This is a genomic window from Klebsiella sp. 10-1 (assembly GCF_009758445.1).
Taxonomy (GTDB): Bacteria; Pseudomonadota; Gammaproteobacteria; order Enterobacterales; family Enterobacteriaceae; genus Klebsiella; species Klebsiella scottii.
Genome location: NZ_WQRE01000006.1, coordinates 264,038 through 284,260, shown reverse-complemented (window position 1 = coordinate 284,260; position 20,223 = coordinate 264,038). Strand labels below are relative to the sequence as shown.

The following is a 20,223-nucleotide window of genomic DNA, read 5'->3' as shown; positions in this document are numbered from 1 at the left end:
CGTTTATGCCGGCGTCGCCGGCGGCTTGATGCATGCGGCCTGCATACGCAGCGCCTGATGGTCGCGATATCCGCTAGCGGTACCGTTCGGCTTCCACCGCCTCACGGACCTGAACGAGCGCGCGCCGCAAATTATCCAGCGTGACCGACCCCAGCGCCAGCCTGATGGCCTGAGGGACGCTTTGCGCGGTACTGAAAGGCTCCGCCGTAGAAACGGAAATATTCTTGTCCATCAGCGCCTTGACCACCCGATCCGCCCTCGCCTCGTCCGGCAGCGGAAGCCAGGCGAAATAGGATTCCGGATGGCTAACGCAGGGGAGATCCCCTAGCGCCTCTCGTAACAGAACCTGCCGCTGGCGCGCATCGCGTCTTTTCAGCATTTCAAAGCGGCTGACGGTGCCATCCTGGATCCAGCCGCAGACCAGGGCCGTCATCACGGAGGGGGTATTCCAGGTCGTGGCGCGCACCGCCCTTTCCAGCGCGGGACGATACGCTTCAGGGCAGATAACCGCCCCGACCCGCAGGCCGGTCGCCACGTTTTTTGAAAATCCGCTGATATAAACGGTGCGCTCTGGCGCATAGCTCGCCATCGGCGGCGGCGGCCGACGCGCCAGGTAGGCATAGGCGCCGTCTTCGACGATCAGCAGATCGTGAGCCCGGGCAATCTCTGCCAGCGCTTTGCGCTGGGCGCGGCTAAGTACCCAGCCCAGCGGATTGTGCAACGTCGGCATAACGTATACTGCCCGGACGCGCCTTTTTTGACAGAGCTGCCTGAGGGCCGCTAAATCGGGGCCATCGGCCAGGGATGGAATGGCGATAAGCTCAAGATGGTAGAGCTCGGCCAGCGCTTTGAATCCCGAATAGGTCAGCGCATCCACGGCCACAACGTCTCCCGGTCTCAGCAGCCCCATGACCGTAACGGTCAGCCCATGCTGGGTGCCGTTGACGATCAGCAGATTGTCCGCCGTCGGCCGAAATCCGTGCCTGGAAAAATGCCCGGCCATAATCTCGCGCTCGTTGAGCCTGCCGGCATGGGGCTGATAGCGCAGATGCGACTCGATATCGCCGGCCGTCGATAGCCGCCGCAGCGCGTCCCGCAGCCGCTCTCCCTGCCCGGGCAACGCCGGATAGTTAAAGTTCAGGTCGATAACGTCCGTCGCCACCGTTTGCTGATCGACGCCATGACCGGGGGGCAGCGATGTCTCTCTGACGAAGGTGCCGCGCCCGGTTTCGCCGCTGACCAGCCCCATCGCCTCCAGCTCGCTATAGACCCGCGTTGCCGTCGCCAAAGAAATATGCTCCTGCGAGGAGAGCCTGCGGTGCGTCGGCAGGCGGGTTCCCGGTGACATCTCACCGTTTCGAATCCACTCCGCAAATTTATCAACAATGCCTTTGTAGCGGGCTTTCATCAAATGTATCCATGACAATAATTTGATTGTATCGGATTGGCGAGGCTACCATCCGCTGACCAAATGCTCAAGTCCGCAAACGTTAAGCAACAGATGAGGTTACAGTGGAGAATTCAGCGGTACACAAAGCCGATCCCGGCGCAATTTCTGGCTGGCTCAACGGCCTGCTGGGCGTCATTATTTTCAGCGGTTCTTTACCCGCCACCCGCGTGGCGGTGCTTGAGATGCCTCCCTTCTTCCTGACGTTTCTGCGCGCCTCCATCGCCGGAATCGTGGCCTGCATGCTGATTTGCTGTTTACGGCAACGGCGCCCTCACGCCTCGCAAATCGTCCCGCTGATGGTCGTAGCGCTGGGCGTTGTCGTTGGTTTCCCTCTGCTGACCGCCCTGGCGCTGCAGCATGTCACCTCCGCGCACTCGATCGTCTTTCTCGGCCTTCTGCCGCTCACCACGGCCATTTTCGGCGTCGTGCGCGGCGGTGAACGCCCGAAAACGGCCTTCTGGATCTTCTCGGTCATCGGCAGCCTGCTGGTTGTGGGCTTCGCGCTTTCGCAAAACGCCTCGGCGTCGCCGACCGGCGATCTGCTGATGCTCGGCGCGGTCATTGTCTGCGGCCTGGGCTACGCCGAGGGCGCAAAGCTCACCCGGGCGATCGGAGGCTGGCAGGTTATCAGCTGGGCGTTGATTATCTCCCTGCCGCTGATGCTGATCGCATCCTTTATCACCATGCCCGCGACCTTCAGCGGCATTGGGCCGTCGGCCTGGGCGGCGCTGGGGTACGTTTCGCTTTTCAGTATGCTGATCGGCTTTATTTTTTGGTACCAAGGGCTCGCTATCGGCGGGATTGCCGCCGTCGGCCAGCTTCAGCTGCTGCAGCCATTTTTTGGTCTTGCGCTGTCGGCTATCCTGCTGCATGAAACGGTCAATCCGATGATGGTTTTCGTCACGTTGGGCGTTATCCTGTGCGTTATCGGATCGAGAAAATTTGCCAGATAAAACGCAATCGCCGTTGCGTATTGCCACCATTTTCTTATGAGGAATCAACGATGTTTACAGGCCTGAGCGCATTCCCTCTCACCCCGCTGGCCGGCGCAGAGATCGACGAAAAGTCGTTTGTTTCACTGCTTGAGAACCTTGTCGATGCCGGCGTGGATTCGATAGGCGCGCTGGGGTCTACCGGCAGTTACGCCTACCTGACGCGGGAGCAGCGGCTGAGGGTCACAACGCTGGCGGTCAGCGCCGCGTCGGGTATCCCGGTGATGACCAGCATTAGCAGCATCAGCGCAGACGAAGTTATGAGGCTGGCGGAGGATGCGCAAACAGCCGGCGTCCGCGGCGTGCTGCTGGCGCCGCTGTCGTATCAGAAACTGAGCGCCGACGAGGCGTATCGCCTATACGAGCGCGTCACCGCCGGGCTATCGGTTCCGCTGTGCATCTATGACAATCCGGCAACAACCGGATTTGTCTTTTCCGACGAGCTGTTAGTCGCCCTGTCGAATCTTAGCCACGTCCGGTCGATAAAACTCGGCGACCTTCCGGCGGACTGGAGCGCGGCCTGCCGACGCATCGCCGCCCTGAAGGGCCGGATCGCCGAACGGGTCACTCTCGGCATCAGCGGCGACACCCGCTCCGCGGCCGGCCTGATTGCCGGCTGCGACGTCTGGTATTCCGTCCTTGCAGGGCTGTTTCCCCGCTACTCCCGGAGCCTGACCCAGGCGGCCTCAGGCGGAGAGAGTGGCGAGGCGCAGCGGCTTAGCGCGGCCCTTGAGCCGCTGTGGGCGTTCTATCGTCGCCACGGGAGTCTGCGGGTAATTGCGACCGTGGCCGAGATCCTTGGTGCCGCGCCGGCGCCGTGCCTGCCGTTCCCCCTCGAGACGCTTGGCGGTCAGGAAAGGCGCGATCTGCAGGAGATCCTCGGCCAGCTGCCGTTCCTGGATTGACCCGCAGCGGGAGCGTCACTCATTCAGGCGCCTGGCGAGCACGATGGCGATCGCCCCGGTCATCATTACGCCAGCAAGCAGGAAGGTGTACCGCATGGCGCCGGCGATAGCCGACGCCGATGCATGGACGAAGTCTTCCGTGCCGGCGCCAAACGCAAAAACGCTCCCCATCGCGGCGGCCCCCGCGATCAGCCCCATATTACGCGCAAGGCTGAGTAATCCGGATACCGTGCCCTGCTGGCCCGGCATCACGTCGAGCAGCGCGGCGGTATTGTTGGCGGCCTGAAAGAGCTGGTAGCCGGGGGTCAAAACCATAACGGACAGCACGTAGCCGATAATGCCGATCTGGTTCGGCAGGTATGCCAGCATAAAGGCCCCTGCCGCTAACAGGATCAGTCCCATATTAAGCGTGCGGCGGGTGCCCCAGCCATCAACCAACCGGCCGGAAGGCACGCCGCAAAAGATAGAGATCACGGGGCCGATCGCCATCACGAAGCCCACTGCCGCGGTCTTCAGGCCAAGCGCGATGCTCAGATAAAACGGCCCAACCACCAGGGTGGTCATCATCACCGCCGCCACCAGAAGATTCACCAGCAGCCAGGGCGCCAGACGCCTGGCCAGCGCCGACCGCTGGCCGACCTGAACCTCGGAACGACTGCGTAAATCGGCGGGTAAGACGATAAAAATCAGCAACAGCGCCAGGCAGGCGATCGGCAGCTGAGCCCAGAAAATGCCGCGCCATCCCGCCCAGGCTATCAGCAGCCCGCCGAAGGAGGGGCCGAGCGCCGTTCCCAGCGCCGAAGTGGTACCCAGCAGCCCCATCGCCCGTCCGATACGCTCCTTCCCGGCGGCCTGCCTCATAAGGGCCATACTCAGCGTCATCAGGAAAGCGGCGCCCGCTCCCTGTAGCGCCCGCGCGGCGGTCAAAAACCACAGGCTGGCGGCCAGGGCGCAGAGCAACGACGCCACGATAAACAGGCCGAGGCCGACCATCAGCATCGTCTTCAGCCCCCATTTATCGCCCAGACGACCGGCAACAAGCACCGAGATCGTCAGCGCCGCCAGATAGACGGTCACCACGGCCTGGACCTGCGAGAAAGGCGCGGAAAAGGCCGCCGCCAGAGTGGGCAACGCAATGTTGGCGATGCTGGTGCCCAGCGAGGCCAGCAGCATGCATAGCGCGAGCGCAGCCGTTACTGCCGCCGGTTTGTTTGTCGGGATCGGTATTTCTGCTTGCGCCACTGTTTTGCCCTCTTGCCGGAAATTTGGTTCGGGAGCATGCTACGACTTCAAGTCGAATTGAGGTCAAGCATGAAATTTCTGGATATCGGCGAAGTTTCGGCACAGAGCGGGATCAAACCCTCGGCGCTGCGCTACTACGAAGAGATCGGGCTGATTTCTTCTATTTCGCGGCACGGGCTGCGCAGGCAGTTTCCGCATGACGTGCTTTTGCACCTTAAACTCATCACCATGGGCAAAGCGGCGGGTTTTTCGCTCGATGAGATCGCGAGCATGTTCGGCAAACAGGGAACGCCCGAGCTGCCGCGCGGGGAGCTGCACCAGAAAGCCGAGCGCATTGACCGCCAGATTCAGCAGCTAACCGCCCTGCGCGATACGCTTCGCCACGTTGCCGACTGCCCGGCGCCTTCGCATATGGAGTGCCCTACCTTCAGGCGTCTTGTTGAGCTGGCGGGGAAAAGCGGCGCCAGGGCTGCCAGGAAAAACGATCCGACCGGCCGATCGCTGAAGCGTGCCGGCTGACGGCGAAACGGAAAAAGCGCCCGCAGGCGCTTGCTTTACTCTCCGTTCGGCACCGGTTTTACCCGTACGCCGACCAGGACAATGATCATCGCGCTGAGCAGCAGCACCCCGCTGCCGGTAAAGACCCCGCTGGCGCCGGTGATGTCGAACACCGCCCCGCCGCCGGCTGCCCCGGCGCTGATGGCCAGCTGTATGGAGGCAACCAGCAGCCCGCCGGCGCTTTCGGCCTCATCCGGCACCGTGGTGGCAAGCCAGGTTGACCAGCCCACCGGCACCAGGCCAAAGGCGAAGCCCCACATGGCTACCATCAGACCATCAAGCAGCATCAGATGTCCGAATGTCACCATCATCAGCGCCAGAATGCTCATCGCAAACGGCACCAGCGCCAGCGTCAGGCGCAGGCTGCGGGCCAGTAAATGCCCGGCAATGGAGGTCCCGACAAAGTTCGCCAACCCAAAGCCTAGCAGGATCAGTGAAACCCCTTCCACGCTCGCCTGGGCGACGGTTTCCAGAAACGGCCGCAGGTAGGTAAAGAACGCGAAATGGCCGCTGAAGATCAAAATGGTTGCCAGCATGCCGCCCAGCATCCCCGGCCGGCGCAGCACCTTAAATAGCGTCGCAAAGCTGCCTGCGCTTTCCGGGCGCATTGAGGGCAGAACCCACAGCTGCCAGAACAGAGCCGCCAGGCTCGGCAGCGCGCAGATGATAAATACGTTGCGCCAGCCGATCAGGCCGCCTAAATAGCTGCCCAGCGGCGCGGCCACGACGGTCGCTATCGATACGGCGGAGAAAATGATGGCCAGCGCTTTTGGCACATACGCGGCGGGAACCAGACGCATTGCGGTAGCGGTGGACATCGACCAGAACCCGCCGATCGCAACCCCCAGCAGCAGACGGCCGAGGAGTAATAACTCAAGCGAAGGCGCAAATGCGACCATCATGCTGGAGATAATTTGCAGCAGCGAAAAAAACATCAGCACCCAGCGGCGGTCGATATTTCTGGTCGCCGGGGTGATTAGCAGCCCGGTAACCAGCGCCACCAGAGCCGTGGCGGTCACCGCCTGCCCCGCCATTCCTTCACTCACGCCCAGGCTTGCCGCCATCGGCGTTAACAGACTGGCGGGAAGAAACTCTGCAACAATCAGGCCGAAAACGCCCAGCGCCAGCGCATAAACGGCCCGCCATGCGGGTTTTGCGTTTAGCTGGCTCTCATCGGCTACAATGCAGGAACTCATATACATCTCTCCAGAACAGTTAACAATCCGACACAGCTTAGAAACTTCTCTTCGGACGATCTATGATGCATACTCTGCCATTATTGATAATTCGTCCGGGATTCGCGTTATGACTCATCAGGCCCTCGATCTCACCAGTGAACTGCTGCGCGGCATGCGCCTTTCAGGCGTCAACTACCGGCGCATTGAATCCGGCCGGCCGTTCGGGGTGGAGTTCAGCTATGTGCCGGGCAAGGCGCAGTTCCATTTTGTCAGCCGCGGCCCGGTTCTGCTGCGCATGGCCAGCGGGCAGCAGCTCAGGCTGGAGAGCGGCGATGCGCTGTTTATTCCCAACGGCGACGGCCACGTGCTGATGTCCGACGCGCAGGCGCAAATCGTCAACGTCCGGCAGCTACCCACCGAACCGGTGTGCAGTACGGTGTGCTGCATCAAAAACAAGGGTCCGCAGCCGGAGCAGGACAACGCCATTATTTTCAGCGGCTGTATGGACTTTGAGCTCGGCGGCATGCAGCCGCTGGTAAAAGCGATGCCGGAGGTGATGATGGTGAGCAGCCTGCTGAACACCCGGCCTGAGATCCAGCCTCTTCTGGCGGCAATGGAGCGAGAAACCCTCACCCGCCAGGCGGGCTATGCGGGTATCCTGGCGCGGCTGGCGGACGTGGTGGCGGCGCTGATCGTTCGCGGCTGGGTGGAATGCGGCTGCGGCAATGCTACCGGCTGGGTGCAGGTGCTGCGCGACCCGAAGCTGGCGCGGGCTATCTACGTGATGCATCAGCAGCCGGGGGTTAACTGGAAGGTTGAGGATTTGGCCCGTGAGGCCGGCACCTCGCGTTCGGTGTTTGCCGAACGCTTTCTGGCGGCGACCGGCACGACGCCCGCGCGCTACCTGACCGAATTACGCATGCGTCTGGCCGTTCAGTACATTTCCCATGAAGGCCAGGCTCTGGAAAAGGTGGCCTTTAAGCTGGGCTACAGCTCCCATGCCGCATTTAGCCGCGCTTTCAAGCGTATTACCGGCAAAGCGCCAGGCGCCCTGCGCGCTATTTCGCCCGGGGAAGAGATATAGGCAGAATATCCGCCTCCCGTTTTTTGGCAGTGCGGCTGAATTATATTTGCTCAATTCGCCGGTTAATATCACTATGGGGCATGCGCTATTGCGTCCCGGCTAAGCAGGATAATTAACAGGAAGTGAGCAGAAAAAACAGCCACCGCCGATCGCGGAAAACGGGAAGCCGCAGGCCGCGGCAGCGCGCGGTCCGCATCGTGCATCCGGCGGTGCTTTTTATTAAGCGTCCGGATTTTATCGGTAAGCTGGCGTGGGGCGTTTTCCTTTTCGGCCTGCTTATTTACGACCTCTATGATGAGGTCGGCTGGCCGCTTATTGCGCTCGGCTGGCTCTCTATTTTGCTGTTCCCCTTTGCGAAACGCGGGGCCGATGACACGCTTCTTCACCTGACGTCGGAGCGCACATTTGAAACGATTAACGGCGGGGGAATGGGCCGATTTGGCGCGCTGTATCTCTTCGCATTAGTGCCCCTGACGCTGCCTTTAGCCGCCGGCTATTTTATTTATCACACCGTGAAGTGGCGGCAGATGCGCAGGCAGGCGCCTTAACCGCCGCTAGCGCGGTTCCTTCTTACTTTGCCAGTTTGCCCACGGGCCGTCGGTGGGCATATCCTCCCGTTCATCGGCAATATCTTCCAGGCTATCAATATAGAGTTCTTCCACTTCCTTACGCGCCCAGGGCGTCCGGCGTAAAAACTTGAGGCTGGATTTGACGCTGGGATCGCTCTTAAAGCAGTTAATATTGATGCGCTTTGCCAGCTCCGCCCAGCCATATTTCGCCACCAGAGCGTTGAGTAACGCCTCAAGAGTTACGCCGTGCAGGGGATCTTTTGAAGGCTGCATAATGTCCTGTCCTGAAATACCTGAGAAATTGCGCACACCATACTGACTCCTTTCGCCCCGCGCAACTCGCGAGGCGGACTTAGCGCGCTATCGCCCTTATCTACTATTCGCAAAAGCACTGAACCCCCGACGGTCATAAATTAGAAAAGAAGGTTATTGGTTGATTATTTTCGCTTAGGGCAAGCTGTGTTTGACCACCTGACTGAGGAAATGATTATGCGCTGTTGTTGTCCCCGAACCCTGAATCTGGATACACGAAAATATATGCACACCGCCTTCGGAGAACACAATGAACGCAACCACGCTGCCGATTCTCGATCTTGCTCGCTACGCGGACCCCGCTGAAAAGTCCGCTTTTCTCGCCGACCTGCGCCACGCCGCGCGCGATATCGGCTTCTTTTATCTGATCAATCATGGAGTGGATGACGAACTGCAGCGCAGCGTGCAGCAGCTCTCCCGCCGCTTCTTCGCGCTGGCCGATGAGCAAAAACAGCCGGTCGCCATGATCCACTCTCCGCACTTTCGCGGCTATAACCGCGCCGCGTCTGAGCTCACCCGTGGGCAGCCGGACTGGCGCGAACAGTTCGATATTGGCGCCGAGCGCCCCGCTCTGACGCTGAGTGACGATGCGCCGCGCTGGCAGCGCCTGCAGGGGCCTAACCTGTGGCCGGAAGCATTACCTGACCTGAAACCGACGCTGCTGAGCTGGCAAAGCGCGATGACGCAGGTCGGTATTACCGTGCTGCGCGCGTTTGCCGAAGCCTTGAATTTGCCCAATGACGCCTTTGATACCCTGTACGGCCAGCAGCCCAATGAGCATATCAAACTGATCCGCTACCCCGGCCAGCAGGAGACGCAGAGCACCCAGGGCGTTGGCGCCCACAAAGACTCGGGGTTCCTCAGCTTTTTACTCCAGGATGAGCAAAAAGGGCTGCAGGTTGAGGTTTCCCCCGGCCGCTGGATCGATGCGACCCCGCTGGCCGGCAGCTTTGTCGTCAATATCGGCGAACTTCTTGAGCTGGCGACCAATGGCTATCTGCGCGCTACGGTGCATCGCGTCGTGTCGCCGCCGGCAAGCCAGCAGCGTCTCTCGATTGCCTTCTTCCTCGGCGCGCAGCTGGATGCCGTCGTTCCGGTCTACACCCTGCCGCCTGAACTGGCGCAGGAGGCGCTCGGGCCGGATAGCGATCCGCAGAATCCGCTGCTGCGGGAGGTGGGCTGGAACTACCTGAAGGGGCGCCTGCGCTCGCATCCGGACGTTGCCGAACGCTACTACCAGGATGTGTTTCGCGAACGCGCCGAACAACTGATCGTTTAAACATAACAATAAAGGAAAACACCATGAAAAATGCCGCTTTTAAACTGGCAGGGGTAGCACTGTCTCTTTCTCTGGCATGGACGTCGGCGCAGGCCGCCGCGCTGCGCGTCGCCGCTGACCCGGTTCCGCATGCGGAGATATTGAATTACATCAAGAAAATCGATCCGAGCCTCGATCTGAAGATCGTGGAGCTGACCAGCGGCGTTAACGCTAACGAGCTGCTGGCTAACGGCGACGTGGATGCCAACTATTTCCAGCACGTTCCCTACCTGAAAGACCAGGAGAAAGCGCTGGGTAAAACCTTTACCGTCGCGGCAACGGTACATATTGAACCGCTGGGTATTTATTCGCGTAAACATAAAGACTTCAAATCCCTGCCGGAGAATGCCACCGTCGCGGTGCCGAACAACACCACCAACCTGAGCCGGGCGCTGTTCCTGCTGCAGAGCCAGGGGCTGATCAAGCTGGCGGCGAAATTTACCGATCCGGCCACCACTCTGGCAACGCCAAAGGATATTGTGGAGAATCCTAAGCATCTCAAAATTCTTGAGATTGAATCGCCGCAAATCCCCCGCTCGCTCGACGACGTCGACCTGGCGGTGATTAACGGCAACTATGCGCTGGAAGCGGGGCTGACTCCGGCAAAAGATGCGCTGGGCCTGGAAAGCGCGGAGCATAACCCCTACGCCAATATCCTCGTCACCAACCCCTCTTTGGCTAACGATCCGCGGATCAAGCAGCTGGCGAAGGATCTGACTTCGCCGCAGGTGGCGGAATTTATCCGCAAACAGTATAACGGCTCGGTGATACCGGTCGCGCCGCAGTCATGATTGAGGTGCAGGGGCTGAGTAAAACTTATGCCGGAACGGGCCGACCGGCGCTAAACGATGTCTCGCTGCACGTTCCTAAGGGTGCCGTGTACGGCATCCTCGGGCGCAGCGGCGCGGGCAAAAGTACGCTGATACGCTGTCTGAATCTGCTGGAGCGGCCCACTACGGGCCGCATTATTGTGAACGGGCATGATATTACGCAAATGGACAAACCGTCCCTGCGCGCCTATCGCCTGCGAACCGGCATGATCTTCCAGCATTTTAATCTGCTCCATGCGCGCAGCGTCGCCGACAACATTGCGGTGCCGCTGGAAATCGCCGGCATGGCGAAGGCCGACCGCCGGGCCCGGGTGGAGGAACTGCTCGATTTGGTGGGGCTCAGCGATAAGGCCGAGGCCTTTCCCTCCCAGCTTTCGGGCGGGCAAAAGCAGCGCGTAGGGATCGCCCGGGCGCTGGCCGCGAGGCCGGACGTGCTGCTGTGCGATGAAGCAACCAGCGCGCTGGACCCGGAAACCACCGCCTCGGTGCTGGCGCTGCTGGCGGATATCAATCAGCGCCTGCATCTGACCATCGTGCTGATCACCCACGAACTTGAAGTGGTTAAAACCCTGTGCGATCACGCCGCGCTGCTGGAAAAAGGAGAAATTGTTGAAAGCGGTAAAATTGCCGATCTGCTGGTGGCGCCGTGGTCAAAACTGCGTCAGTCGCTGCTGCACGATCCGCAAACGGAGCGTGATTTTCTGGCGCGTCACGGCTTTCACGGGAGGCCTTTATGCGGAGTAGCATGAGCTGGGAAGACCTCTGGCCGCTGCTGGTGGGCGGCACGTTGGATACCCTTTATATGGTCGGGCTGGCGGCATTTTTTACCGTCCTGCTCGGGCTACCGACCGGGATTATCCTGTTTATCTCGCGCAAAAACGGCCTGCTGCCGATGCCAAAACTCAACGCGCTGCTGGGGGCGGCGATCAATTTCGGCCGTTCGCTGCCGTTTATTGTGCTGCTGATTGCGCTGATCCCGTTTACCCGACTGATTATCGGCACCACCCTGGGAAGCACCGCCGCGGTGGTTCCGGTGACTATCGGCGCCTTTCCCTTCTTCGCCCGGCTGACGGAAAACGCGCTGGACGAGGTGGACTACGGGCGGATTGAGGCGATTTTATCGATGGGCGGCAACATCTGGCACGTGATTTTTAAATCCCTGCTGCCGGAAGCGCTGCCGACCCTGCTGGCCGGAGTAACGCTGACGATCGTTATGCTGATTGGCTTTTCGTCGATGGCCGGAGTGATTGGCGGCGGCGGACTGGGCGACCTGGCGATCCGCTACGGCTATCAGCGCTTTAATAACGAGGTGATGGTAGGCACGGTATTGATCCTGGTGGCGATGGTCCAGGGCGTACAGATGACCGGAGACCGTCTGGTTCGCCGCCTGGCGCACCGCCGTTAGACTCAGCAAGGGCGATGATCCCCCATCGCCCTTTCTCCCCGCCGCTAGCGGAAGCCGCACTCGTGAATTAAGGTCTGCATCAGCTCCGTCGCCGACAGCTCGCGGATCAGACCAACCCCCTGTCCTGCCCAATGGGCGCCGTAGCCCTCATCGCCCTGGGCCTTAGCCGCGGTCGCCAGTGCTTTACCGACATCATAGGCCAGCGGATAAGCCGGGATCGCCGAGGCGTCAACCTTTTGCGCCAGCGCGCTCCAGGCATTATGCACGCAGCGCGCCGGACGGCCGGAGATGGCCGCGGTCAGCACCGTTTGCTGGTCAGGACTGTTTTTAATCGCCCGCCGATAGCCGCTATCCGCTGCCGATTCCGGGCACAGCAGAAATGCGGTCCCCAGCTGCGCGCCCTCGGCGCCGAGGCTTATGGCGCTGCAAATTCCCGCGCCGTCCATAATGCCGCCGGCGGCAATAATCGGCAGGCCCACCGTCCGCTTCAGCCTCTGGACCAGCGTAAAGGTGCTCAGCTGCTGGTCGTCGCCGCGCGGGTCATAGATCCCGCGATGGCCGCCCGCTTCGTAGCCCTGAGCTATAACGATATCCACTCCCTGCGCCTCTATCTGCCGGGCCTCCTGAACGCTGGTCGCGCTGGCCATAGTGACAATGCCTCTCTCCTTCAGACGCAGAATGACGCTGCGTGGCGGAATACCGAAGTGAAAACTGACCACCGGCGGCGCCAGTTCGAGCAGCAGCTCAAGCATCGGCTGGTGCCCGAGGAAAGTTTGATAAATCTCCCTCAGCGCCTGCGGCGGCTGGCTTCCCGCCTGGGCAAACGCCGGGAGTAGCCGCTCAATCCACTGCGCTTCGACCTGCGGATCTCTGCGTGCCGGAAGGTGGCAAAAAAGGTTAACGTTAAACGGTCGGGCGGTGAGCTGGCGCGTTTTGCCGATCAGCGCCCGCGCCTGAGACACCGAGGAAGCGCCTAATCCCAACGAACCCAGGCCGCCGGCATTGCTAACCGCCGCCGCCAGTTCAGGCGTGGACACGCCGGCCATCGGGGCCTGTATAATGGGATAGACAATATCAAGCTGCTGCGTCAGGCGGTTCATCATGATTGATCCTGCGTAAATTTGTGATATCCGGTGCTTAACATCTCTTTTTGAGATGTTAAGATCAATATTATTTCCATATTTAGAAGAAAAACATGAACCACAGCACGCTGGAAATCTTTAAAATTGTGGCGCAGGAGCAAAGCGTCACCCGGGCGGCAAAAAGGCTGGGCCGCGCGCAATCGAACATCACCACGCGCATTCAGCAGCTTGAGGAAGAGCTCAGCGTTGAGCTGTTCGTTCGCGGCAATAAAAAGATGGTGCTCTCCGCCGCCGGGGAGCGCTTTCTTGACTACACGCTGCGGATCCTGAGCCTGGCCGAAGAGGCGAAACAGGCGCTGCATCCGACGCAGCCCGCCGGAAGCCTGCGGATGGGGGCAATGGAGGCCGCCGCCGCCAGCCGCTTAACCTCGATTCTGCCGCGCTTTCATCAGCAGTGCCCGGCGGTCGCCCTGACCTTACAAACCATGCCTACCCAGCAGCTGGTCGAACGCGTACTTAGCGCCGCGCTCGACTGCGCGCTGGTGAGCCTGCCGCTGAACGCCAGCGGCCAGCCGGAGTGTCCCGAGGCGCTGGAGTACCTGCCGATCTTCGCCGAGGAGCTGATGTTGATAAGCCCCGCGGGACGGGAGGAGTTCAGGCTGGCGGCGTTTGCGCAGGGCTGCAGCTATCGCAAGCGGGCGGAATCATTTTTGTCCGCAATGAAAAACGTTGAAATACAGGAGATCGGTTCGTATCACGCGGTCATTGCCTGCATTGCCTCCGGCGGATATGCCGGGATCGTCCCGCAGAGCGTGCTGGCGCTAATGACGTTACCGCAAGGCTGCGATTCGCAGCCGGTCGGCACGGCGATAACCCAGCTTATCTGGCGCCAGGGCTACGTTTCGCCGGCGCTGGATGCCATGCGCCAGCAGCTGCTGCTGGCGGCCGATAGTTAACTCCCCCGCTGTTGCCCGGCGGGTTTGCCGATCGTCACCAGTGCGGCGGCCACAAACAGCGCCCCGCCCGCGGCGCCGAGGGCGGCATTAAAAGATCCGCTCAGACCGTACAGAACGCCGGCCGCCAGCGGGCCAATAATCTGGCCTATGCCGTAAGTAGCGGTCATGGCGGCGATCATGTTGAATGTCACCAGATGATTCAGCCTCCTCCCTTCAGGAAGGGCAAGGGTAACGGTGCCCATAAAGGTGAAGCCAACCAGCAGGGCGCTCAGCATGCAAAACGCTAACGAGTGGCTCCAGGCGGGCAGGATCACGCCTGTCGCCTGCACCATCAGGTTGATGGTAAACGCTCGCCGGTAGCCGAGCTTAAGCGCCAGCTTGTGCCAGACAAAACAGGACGGTACCGCCGCCAGGCCAAACAGCGCCCACAGCTGCACCGGGTCGATGCCGGTGAGCGAGCCGGAGAGAAACAGCGGCAAATAGGTGGCGGTGATGATATAGCCGAATCCGGCTAAGCCGTAGATAATCAATAACTTCCATGCATCCCCGCGCTGGCCTTCTGCGCCTTGCTCCTGAGCCGATACCGTCGGCTTATAGGCAATAAGGTAATCAGACGGGCTGAGCAGCAGGCGCAGAACCAGCGCAAATAAGAGCCCGGCGCTGGCGGCGCAGATTAGCCAAATCTGCGGGCTGGTAAACGCATGGCTTTTGGCGAGCGAAATAAACTCCGCCGACAGAAAAATCCCCATCCCGACCCCTGAATAGAGGATCGGCGCGCCGTTATGATGCTTCATGTGCTGCAGCAGCCAAAGCGAGGCGGCGATCAGGGTGACCGCGCTCAGCACGCCGGCAATGCCTCTCAGCGCAATAATCGCCAGCGGCGACCGTAGCCAGGCAATCGCCGCCAGGCAGAGCACGGTTAAGAGTACCGACGCGAGGTTTAACCATTTCGCATCGGCCGGCCTGGCCTTAGCCAGCATCAGCGCCCCCAGCAGGTAGCCCGCGTAGTTCGCCGACGCGGCGAGATTCCCTTCGCGCAGGGTTAAAATGTGCTCATCCAGCATCAGCGGCAGGATCCCGGTGAACGCAAAGCGCCCATATCCCATCCCGACGATCAGCACCACCGAACCGGCCAGCGCCAGCAGGAAAGCCTTAAGTTCTGGCCTGTATTCAGTCACCTTGCGCACTCCTCTTAGACTATAAATCTCAAATAAAGAATAATTGTTAATTTAAATTCTCAATTTAGTATGATTATAAATTAACGGGCAGGCAAGCGGCATTGGGCCAGCGCCGGGTATCGTCAGCAGAGAAGACTAGAAGGAAATGCAGGCGGATACTTCGTCGGTTAACGAAATATGTCAGATATTAAGAGGGGCCCCGGTGCTGCCGCCAACAAGCGGCGGCAGCCGACGGATGGCAGCAGAGGGGGAACGGACGACATCTACTCACGCAGCCACGGCGTAATGGTCACGCCGGTGAGCAGCCCTTCCGGACTGAGCAGCCGCGTCACCGTCTGACCCCACGGCTCCACGCGGTTCGCGATAAGCAAGCGGTAGCCCTTCGCCAGCAGGCTGTCGCTCGCCGCCTGAATATCACGCACCTCAAACTCGATCCACGCCTGAGGCTGCGGGAGATCCGCCGGCCAGCGGGCAACGCCAAAACATGATTGCGCCGCCTGCTCCAGCGGCCACAGCGCAAAGTGCTTAACTCCGGCCAGCGCATCCTGCTCCGTCAGCAGGTAGTCGGCGTTACCCGCCATCTCTTTCAACGGCAAACCCAGCGCCTCGGCGTAAAAGGACCGGCTACTTTCGGTACTGCGGGTTATCGGCCCAAACCCGGCGACGAACAGAACCTCAATCCCTGCTAAATCGGCTGTCATACTCCCTCCTGACGTTAATGGTTAATATGCTGCGACGAGATAAATCTTATACCGCGAACAGGCGCTTCTGCACAGGCCATCAGGGATGCGAGCGTCGGCCCGATCGAGACCCGGGGCTAGCGTCAGCAGCCGTGCGGCAAATGAAAAAAGCGGTGACGGGCATTGCCTGACTGCGAAAGCGCGGATTCTGAATAAAACTAGCGGCATAGATTTCATCTTACCGGCATAGTAAGTGAAACGTGCGGAAATCACATCCCGCGCTCGTGCTGGCCGCAGGGTCTGCGCTATGCTAACCCCCCCTTTTGTTTTAAATACCTGACGTTATGACTCCTTCAGCCACTCAGACTCAGCTAAATCTGCGCATCATTTCGATCGTTGTATTCACCTGCATTTGCTATCTGTCGATCGGCCTGCCGCTGGCGGTTTTACCCGGCTATATTCACTATCAGCTGGGCTATAGCACCTTTGTTGCTGGCGTGGTGATCAGTCTGCAGTACATTGCCACCCTCTTCAGCCGGCCGCACGCGGGGCGCTACGCCGATATCTGGGGGCCGAAAAGAGTCGTCAGCCTCGGTATCGTCTGCTGCCTGCTGAGCGGGGTTTTTACGCTGGCTGCGGTGCTGCTGCAGTCCGTTCCGCTGCTGGCGGTGGCCGCTCTGCTCATTGGCCGAATATTCCTTGGCGTCGGCGAGAGCTTTACCGCCACCGGGGCGACGCTGTGGGGAATTAAAACCGTCGGCGCGATCCATACCTCCCGGGTGATCTCCTGGAACGGCGTGGCGACCTACGTGGCGATGGCGGTCGGTGCCCCGCTGGGAGTTCTGCTCAACGGCTATTTTGGCATTAGCGGTTTTGCCGTCGTGGTGGTGCTGGTGGCCTTTATCGGCCTGCTTTTTGCCCGCACCCGCCAGGACGTCAGCGTCAGCGGCGGCGTTCGCGCCCCCTTCCACGTGGTGGTGCGCAAAATCTGGCCTTACGGTCTGGGGCTGGCGCTGGGGACGGTGGGCTTCGGGGTGATAGCAACCTTCATTACCCTCTACTTTTCCGCCCACGACTGGCAGGGCGCGGCGTTTACGCTGTCGCTGTTCAGCGTCGGTTTCATCTGCATTCGTCTGATACTGGGCAACACCATCACCCGCTACGGCGGCGTTCCGGTATCGCTGGCCTGCTTTGTTATCGAATGCATCGGCCTGCTGATTATCTGGCAGGCCTCTTCTGCGTGGGTTGCCGGCATCGGCGCGTTCCTGACCGGTTCCGGTTTCTCGCTGGTCTTCCCGGCGCTGGGCGTCGAGGCGGTGAAACAGGTCGAGGAGCAAAACCAGGGCACCGCGCTGGGCACCTACTCCGCGTTCCTCGATCTGGCTCTCGGGCTCACCGGCCCCGTTGCCGGCTGGGTTGCCGGGTATTACAGTTTGGGAACTATTTATCTGCTGGCCGCGGCGGTTGTGGTCATGGCGTTTATCTTGATATTACGCGTATATCTGCAACAACGCGCCGGTTTGCGGCGGGCGTAAGGAATTGTGTTCCGCGGGCCGCCCCGCTGAAAAAGGTAAAAAAGTAATCAAGAATTGACTGTTATTCGGCATCCGTGACACCATCCGAACAGCGCCTGGCAACGGGCGTACTGGCGAAACGGGTGATATATCAGAGATCGAATAACAGACGATCCGTGCCCGTTATCATGCCCAATCCGAATCACTGGCCTGGACGGTGAATTCCTGACTCTGGCGGGAAATACATACATGCATCAAAGTTTTAATCAGCGGGTTCATTTCTATTACTGCATATTAGTCGCGCTGAAAATACACGGAAAATCTAAGAAAGCGGGCGGGATCAGAGGAAAAAATAACTTCCTGCTGAAATGGCTGCGTAAAGCGCAGGACAATAATATTTTCCATCCGGATATCACCAGCGAAATTGAGTGGCTGCGGGGGAAAATAATCCAGGCCGGATACGATACCGATCTTGAGCCGATGCTGGATTTTGTCTATGCCACCGCCAAACGCGCGGAGTCGTTAAAGGACGCCGATTAGGCCTGCGGACTGGCGAGAACCCTTCGCTCTATATTGCGTTACGTGACGCTGTCACGTAACTAATAAAATGCGTAAAGCCATTTTACCTGCGGTCAATGCCATCTATGCTGATGAACGAGTTTATCTAACCCGGAGTCACCAATGGCAGACTGGAATCCCTCGCTGTATCTACAGTTCGGCGCCGAGCGTACGCGCCCCGCCGCCGAACTGCTCGCTCGTATCGCCCATCATCCCGTTACGCTCGCCGTTGACCTTGGCTGCGGGCCGGGAAACAGTACCGCGCTGCTGCATCATGCCTGGCCCGCGGCGACGGTTGTCGGAGTGGATAATTCGCCCGCGATGCTGGAAGAGGCGGCCCGGGCGCTGCCCGCATGCCGGTTCGTCGCCGCTGATATCCGGGAATACCGGCCCGAACGTCCGGCGGATGTGATCTACGCAAACGCCTCCCTGCAGTGGCTTACCGAGCACCAGACGCTGTTCCCGCAGCTCGTCGAACGGCTGGCGGATAACGGCATTCTGGCGGTGCAGATGCCGGATAACTGGCAGGAGCCTTCCCATACCCTGATGCGTCAGGTAGCTCAGGAGCTTGGGCATGCGGAAAGCGGACGCCACCCGCTTCCCACCGCCCGGCAGTATTACGATATCCTGACGGCCAGCGGCTGCGAGGTCGATATCTGGCGCACCACCTATTATCATCAGCTCGATTCCCATCAGGCAATTATTGACTGGCTGCAGTCCACGGGATTGCGTCCGTACCTGCAGCGACTCGATGACAGCCAGCGCGACGCGTTTCTCAGCCGTTATCTGACGCTACTGCAGGCGCACTATCCGTTACAGTGTAACGGGAAGGTGCTGCTGCTGTTCCCTCGCCTGTTTATCGTCGCCCGTCGCCAGATCGCAGCCTGATAGCGCTTGCCGGGCGCGCAGGACGTCGCCCGGCTTTTATCGCTGACCATCCTGTTTTTCAGGATGGTCTATCCAAAATGTTGCGATATTAAGAAGAATTTCCCTGTGCCACTCTCTGTTCATCCTCTCTCATGGCAACCGGAGATATGAACGATGGCATCACCTACCCGCAATAACCTGGCCGGGATCGCGCCAAAACTCGCCCAGCTGACTGAAGACGTGCTTTTCGGCGATATCTGGGCCCGAGGCGAGCTGTCGCCCCGGGAAAGAAGTTTGATAACCCTTGCCGCCCTGACGGCGCTTGGCAGAGAACGACAGCTGCCGTGGCATATTGAGTTTGCGGCTAACAACGGCCTGACCCGCGCCGAAATAACCGAGGTTTTTACCCACCTGGCCTTTTATGCCGGCTGGCCGGCGGCCGTCACCGCGCTCTCCTGCATACCTCCGGAGGGATCAGCATGCCTTTGACCCGGATAACGCTGCGCGCCGGCTATGACGATGAATGGATTGCGCGGCTTTCAGCGCTATTCCATCAAACGCTGGTGGACGAGTTTGCGGTTCCCCCGGCGGATAAATTTCAGTTTATCGACGCTCTGCCCGATGCCCGGCGCATCGTCGATCCGCACTACCTCAGCGGCGGGCGCAGCGGCGACTTTGTGCTGTTTCATATTTTTGCCGGCAAAGCCCGCAGCGCGCAGCAGAAAAAGCGCCTCTACCGGCGACTGTGCGATCGGCTGCAGGCGGAGCTCGGTATTGCCCCCGATGATGTGATGGTGGTCATTCAGTTTAATCATACCGAGGACTGGAGCTTTAGCCGCGGCGAGATGCTGCCGGGATAGTTCAAGGGATAATTAACGGCGCCACAGCAGGCGCCGTACTGCCGGATTTACCAGGGGAGATGGTGCACCAGGGAGAGATCCCAGGCGGTAGCCAGCAGGGAAAGAAAGATGATCAGATTAACGGTTGTCTCGATTCGTTTTTCCATATTTGATTCTCCTGAGTCGTTTTCCGCTATTAGACAGGGAAAATCTTAATAACTTCTTATCTCTGACGGCTTATAGCATCACACGATAGCGGACGTAATCATCCGCAGGGGTAAATTCATCATACAGCCTGCGAGCAGGATTATCAGCGCGCGTATGCCAGTATAAGCGCGACCACCCTTTCGCTTTACCTTCCGAATACAGGGCCTGCACCAGCGCTCTGGCGACTCCGCGCCCGCGCATTTGCGGGTCGACGAACAGATCTTCCAGATAACAAACGGGCGTTTTCACCCAGGTGCCTTCGTGAAGAACGCCAATCGCAAACCCGACCACCCGGCTATCGACCACCGCAACCCGGCCAATAACGGGAGAGGCGCTGTCCAGCAGGCGCTGCCAGGTGTATTCCGTCACATCGTCAGGCTGCGGGCTGCCGTAGAAACTGGTATAGCCCTCCCACAGCTGCAGCCACTGCGATTTGTCCTGCGAATGCAGCTCGCGTATATCGATGACCATCGTGCCCTCCCACCTCATGCGAATAAGC

The 20,223-nt window shown here is 59.9% G+C and carries 23 protein-coding genes; 15 read left to right on the top strand and 8 right to left on the bottom strand.

The window, feature by feature from the left end; all coding sequences use genetic code 11:
* Positions 1-73 precede the first annotated feature (73 nt).
* Positions 74-1,408 carry an aminotransferase-like domain-containing protein gene (locus GO007_RS21305; RefSeq protein WP_095103464.1) on the bottom strand — a complete coding sequence of 445 codons (1,335 nt, stop codon included), beginning with the start codon at positions 1,406-1,408 and terminating at the stop codon, positions 74-76.
* 104 nt (positions 1,409-1,512) lie between these two features.
* On the opposite strand from GO007_RS21305, the gene GO007_RS21300 reads away from it, so the two are divergent.
* Both GO007_RS21300 and GO007_RS21295 read left to right on the top strand, forming a co-directional pair.
* Positions 1,513-2,403: a DMT family transporter gene (locus GO007_RS21300; RefSeq protein ID WP_095103462.1), complete on the top strand. Its 891-nt coding sequence runs from the start codon at positions 1,513-1,515 to the stop codon at positions 2,401-2,403.
* Positions 2,404-2,453: 50 nt separating this feature from the next.
* Entirely contained in the window at positions 2,454-3,347 is an 894-nt protein-coding gene (locus GO007_RS21295; protein ID WP_095103460.1) for a dihydrodipicolinate synthase family protein, read from the top strand.
* Between the two features lie 15 nt (positions 3,348-3,362).
* On the opposite strand, the gene GO007_RS21290 is transcribed toward GO007_RS21295, so the two are convergent.
* Positions 3,363-4,589 (bottom strand): MFS transporter, encoded by a 1,227-nt coding sequence (locus GO007_RS21290; RefSeq protein ID WP_223261807.1) that lies wholly within the window; start codon positions 4,587-4,589, stop codon positions 3,363-3,365.
* Positions 4,590-4,658: 69 nt separating this feature from the next.
* Between GO007_RS21290 and GO007_RS21285 the strand changes: the two genes are divergently transcribed.
* Complete coding sequence (locus GO007_RS21285) at positions 4,659-5,108, top strand: helix-turn-helix domain-containing protein (protein WP_095103456.1); 450 nt, start codon at positions 4,659-4,661, stop codon at positions 5,106-5,108.
* Between the two features lie 35 nt (positions 5,109-5,143).
* Here the strand turns inward: GO007_RS21285 and GO007_RS21280 are convergent, their stop codons facing one another.
* Positions 5,144-6,343, bottom strand: coding sequence for an MFS transporter (locus GO007_RS21280; protein WP_095103454.1), 1,200 nt, complete (start codon positions 6,341-6,343; stop codon positions 5,144-5,146).
* Between the two features lie 109 nt (positions 6,344-6,452).
* Between GO007_RS21280 and GO007_RS21275 the strand changes: the two genes are divergently transcribed.
* On the top strand, positions 6,453-7,409 hold the full coding sequence (locus tag GO007_RS21275) for an AraC family transcriptional regulator (RefSeq protein WP_095103452.1): 957 nt from the start codon (positions 6,453-6,455) through the stop codon (positions 7,407-7,409).
* A gap of 122 nt (positions 7,410-7,531) precedes the next feature.
* Positions 7,532-7,957: a hypothetical protein gene (locus tag GO007_RS21270; protein WP_095103450.1), complete on the top strand. Its 426-nt coding sequence runs from the start codon at positions 7,532-7,534 to the stop codon at positions 7,955-7,957.
* 6 nt (positions 7,958-7,963) lie between these two features.
* On the opposite strand, the gene GO007_RS21265 is transcribed toward GO007_RS21270, so the two are convergent.
* A complete protein-coding gene (locus tag GO007_RS21265) occupies positions 7,964-8,251 on the bottom strand; it encodes a VF530 family protein (protein ID WP_095103584.1) in 288 nt (95 codons plus the stop codon).
* A 289-nt stretch (positions 8,252-8,540) separates the two neighbouring features.
* On the opposite strand from GO007_RS21265, the gene GO007_RS21260 reads away from it, so the two are divergent.
* Genes GO007_RS21260 through GO007_RS21245 form a run of 4 tightly spaced genes read left to right on the top strand, consistent with a single transcriptional unit; the run spans position 8,541 to position 11,843 of the window.
* Positions 8,541-9,569, top strand: coding sequence for an isopenicillin N synthase family dioxygenase (locus tag GO007_RS21260; protein ID WP_095103448.1), 1,029 nt, complete (start codon positions 8,541-8,543; stop codon positions 9,567-9,569).
* 23 nt (positions 9,570-9,592) lie between these two features.
* Positions 9,593-10,399, top strand: a complete 807-nt coding sequence (locus GO007_RS21255) for a MetQ/NlpA family ABC transporter substrate-binding protein (RefSeq protein ID WP_095103446.1) — start codon at positions 9,593-9,595, stop codon at positions 10,397-10,399.
* Positions 10,396-11,187 (top strand): methionine ABC transporter ATP-binding protein, encoded by a 792-nt coding sequence (locus GO007_RS21250; RefSeq protein ID WP_095103444.1) that lies wholly within the window; start codon positions 10,396-10,398, stop codon positions 11,185-11,187. Before GO007_RS21255 ends, GO007_RS21250 begins: the two co-directional genes overlap by 4 nt.
* Positions 11,184-11,843, top strand: coding sequence for a methionine ABC transporter permease (locus GO007_RS21245; protein ID WP_166646187.1), 660 nt, complete (start codon positions 11,184-11,186; stop codon positions 11,841-11,843). The genes GO007_RS21250 and GO007_RS21245 overlap by 4 nt, the downstream gene beginning before the upstream one ends.
* Positions 11,844-11,887: 44 nt before the next feature.
* Here the strand turns inward: GO007_RS21245 and GO007_RS21240 are convergent, their stop codons facing one another.
* A complete protein-coding gene (locus tag GO007_RS21240) occupies positions 11,888-12,946 on the bottom strand; it encodes an NAD(P)H-dependent flavin oxidoreductase (protein WP_095103440.1) in 1,059 nt (352 codons plus the stop codon).
* 92 nt (positions 12,947-13,038) lie between these two features.
* On the opposite strand from GO007_RS21240, the gene GO007_RS21235 reads away from it, so the two are divergent.
* On the top strand, positions 13,039-13,881 hold the full coding sequence (locus GO007_RS21235; RefSeq protein WP_095103438.1) for a LysR family transcriptional regulator: 843 nt from the start codon (positions 13,039-13,041) through the stop codon (positions 13,879-13,881).
* On the opposite strand, the gene GO007_RS21230 is transcribed toward GO007_RS21235, so the two are convergent.
* Together GO007_RS21230 and GO007_RS21225 are read right to left on the bottom strand one after the other, a co-directional pair.
* Positions 13,878-14,987, bottom strand: coding sequence for a YbfB/YjiJ family MFS transporter (locus tag GO007_RS21230; protein WP_095103582.1), 1,110 nt, complete (start codon positions 14,985-14,987; stop codon positions 13,878-13,880). The two genes, GO007_RS21235 and GO007_RS21230, sit on opposite strands and share 4 nt — an antisense overlap.
* A 335-nt stretch (positions 14,988-15,322) precedes the next feature.
* Complete coding sequence (locus GO007_RS21225; protein WP_095103436.1) at positions 15,323-15,760, bottom strand: VOC family protein; 438 nt, start codon at positions 15,758-15,760, stop codon at positions 15,323-15,325.
* Positions 15,761-16,083: 323 nt separating this feature from the next.
* On the opposite strand from GO007_RS21225, the gene GO007_RS21220 reads away from it, so the two are divergent.
* From GO007_RS21220 to GO007_RS21200, 5 genes are all read left to right on the top strand, one after another.
* Entirely contained in the window at positions 16,084-17,274 is a 1,191-nt protein-coding gene (locus tag GO007_RS21220) for an MFS transporter (protein WP_095103434.1), read from the top strand.
* A gap of 228 nt (positions 17,275-17,502) precedes the next feature.
* Entirely contained in the window at positions 17,503-17,793 is a 291-nt protein-coding gene (locus GO007_RS21215; RefSeq protein WP_095103433.1) for a hypothetical protein, read from the top strand.
* A gap of 141 nt (positions 17,794-17,934) precedes the next feature.
* Positions 17,935-18,699 carry a trans-aconitate 2-methyltransferase gene (gene tam / locus GO007_RS21210; protein ID WP_095103432.1) on the top strand — a complete coding sequence of 255 codons (765 nt, stop codon included), beginning with the start codon at positions 17,935-17,937 and terminating at the stop codon, positions 18,697-18,699.
* Positions 18,700-18,852: 153 nt separating this feature from the next.
* The gene (locus GO007_RS21205; RefSeq protein ID WP_095103430.1) at positions 18,853-19,167 is read left to right on the top strand and encodes a carboxymuconolactone decarboxylase family protein; all 315 of its coding nucleotides are present in this window, start codon (positions 18,853-18,855) and stop codon (positions 19,165-19,167) included.
* Positions 19,158-19,538 carry a tautomerase family protein gene (locus GO007_RS21200; RefSeq protein ID WP_095103429.1) on the top strand — a complete coding sequence of 127 codons (381 nt, stop codon included), beginning with the start codon at positions 19,158-19,160 and terminating at the stop codon, positions 19,536-19,538. The genes GO007_RS21205 and GO007_RS21200 overlap by 10 nt, the downstream gene beginning before the upstream one ends.
* A gap of 216 nt (positions 19,539-19,754) precedes the next feature.
* Here GO007_RS21200 and GO007_RS21190 read toward each other — a convergent pair whose 3' ends face one another.
* Positions 19,755-20,195 (bottom strand): GNAT family N-acetyltransferase, encoded by a 441-nt coding sequence (locus tag GO007_RS21190; protein WP_095103426.1) that lies wholly within the window; start codon positions 20,193-20,195, stop codon positions 19,755-19,757.
* Positions 20,196-20,223 lie beyond the last annotated feature (28 nt).

Bases quoted from the DNA above. Each gene is read 5' to 3' on its own strand.
- GO007_RS21240 (WP_095103440.1), bottom strand. From the start codon at position 12,946: ATGATGAACCGCCTGACGCAGCAGCTTGATATTGTCTATCCCATTATA.
- GO007_RS21265 (WP_095103584.1), bottom strand. From the start codon at position 8,251: ATGCAGCCTTCAAAAGATCCCCTGCACGGCGTAACTCTTGAGGCGTTA.
- GO007_RS21205 (WP_095103430.1), top strand. From the start codon at position 18,853: ATGGCATCACCTACCCGCAATAACCTGGCCGGGATCGCGCCAAAACTC.
- GO007_RS21225 (WP_095103436.1), bottom strand. From the start codon at position 15,760: ATGACAGCCGATTTAGCAGGGATTGAGGTTCTGTTCGTCGCCGGGTTT.
- GO007_RS21245 (WP_166646187.1), top strand. From the start codon at position 11,184: ATGAGCTGGGAAGACCTCTGGCCGCTGCTGGTGGGCGGCACGTTGGAT.
- GO007_RS21230 (WP_095103582.1), bottom strand. From the start codon at position 14,987: ATGGGATATGGGCGCTTTGCGTTCACCGGGATCCTGCCGCTGATGCTG.
- GO007_RS21280 (WP_095103454.1), bottom strand. From the start codon at position 6,343: ATGAGTTCCTGCATTGTAGCCGATGAGAGCCAGCTAAACGCAAAACCC.
- GO007_RS21255 (WP_095103446.1), top strand. From the start codon at position 9,593: ATGAAAAATGCCGCTTTTAAACTGGCAGGGGTAGCACTGTCTCTTTCT.
- GO007_RS21305 (WP_095103464.1), bottom strand. From the start codon at position 1,408: ATGAAAGCCCGCTACAAAGGCATTGTTGATAAATTTGCGGAGTGGATT.
- GO007_RS21190 (WP_095103426.1), bottom strand. From the start codon at position 20,195: ATGGTCATCGATATACGCGAGCTGCATTCGCAGGACAAATCGCAGTGG.
- tam (WP_095103432.1), top strand. From the start codon at position 17,935: ATGGCAGACTGGAATCCCTCGCTGTATCTACAGTTCGGCGCCGAGCGT.
- GO007_RS21275 (WP_095103452.1), top strand. From the start codon at position 6,453: ATGACTCATCAGGCCCTCGATCTCACCAGTGAACTGCTGCGCGGCATG.
- GO007_RS21235 (WP_095103438.1), top strand. From the start codon at position 13,039: ATGAACCACAGCACGCTGGAAATCTTTAAAATTGTGGCGCAGGAGCAA.
- GO007_RS21215 (WP_095103433.1), top strand. From the start codon at position 17,503: ATGCATCAAAGTTTTAATCAGCGGGTTCATTTCTATTACTGCATATTA.
- GO007_RS21200 (WP_095103429.1), top strand. From the start codon at position 19,158: ATGCCTTTGACCCGGATAACGCTGCGCGCCGGCTATGACGATGAATGG.
- GO007_RS21220 (WP_095103434.1), top strand. From the start codon at position 16,084: ATGACTCCTTCAGCCACTCAGACTCAGCTAAATCTGCGCATCATTTCG.
- GO007_RS21260 (WP_095103448.1), top strand. From the start codon at position 8,541: ATGAACGCAACCACGCTGCCGATTCTCGATCTTGCTCGCTACGCGGAC.
- GO007_RS21285 (WP_095103456.1), top strand. From the start codon at position 4,659: ATGAAATTTCTGGATATCGGCGAAGTTTCGGCACAGAGCGGGATCAAA.
- GO007_RS21295 (WP_095103460.1), top strand. From the start codon at position 2,454: ATGTTTACAGGCCTGAGCGCATTCCCTCTCACCCCGCTGGCCGGCGCA.
- GO007_RS21250 (WP_095103444.1), top strand. From the start codon at position 10,396: ATGATTGAGGTGCAGGGGCTGAGTAAAACTTATGCCGGAACGGGCCGA.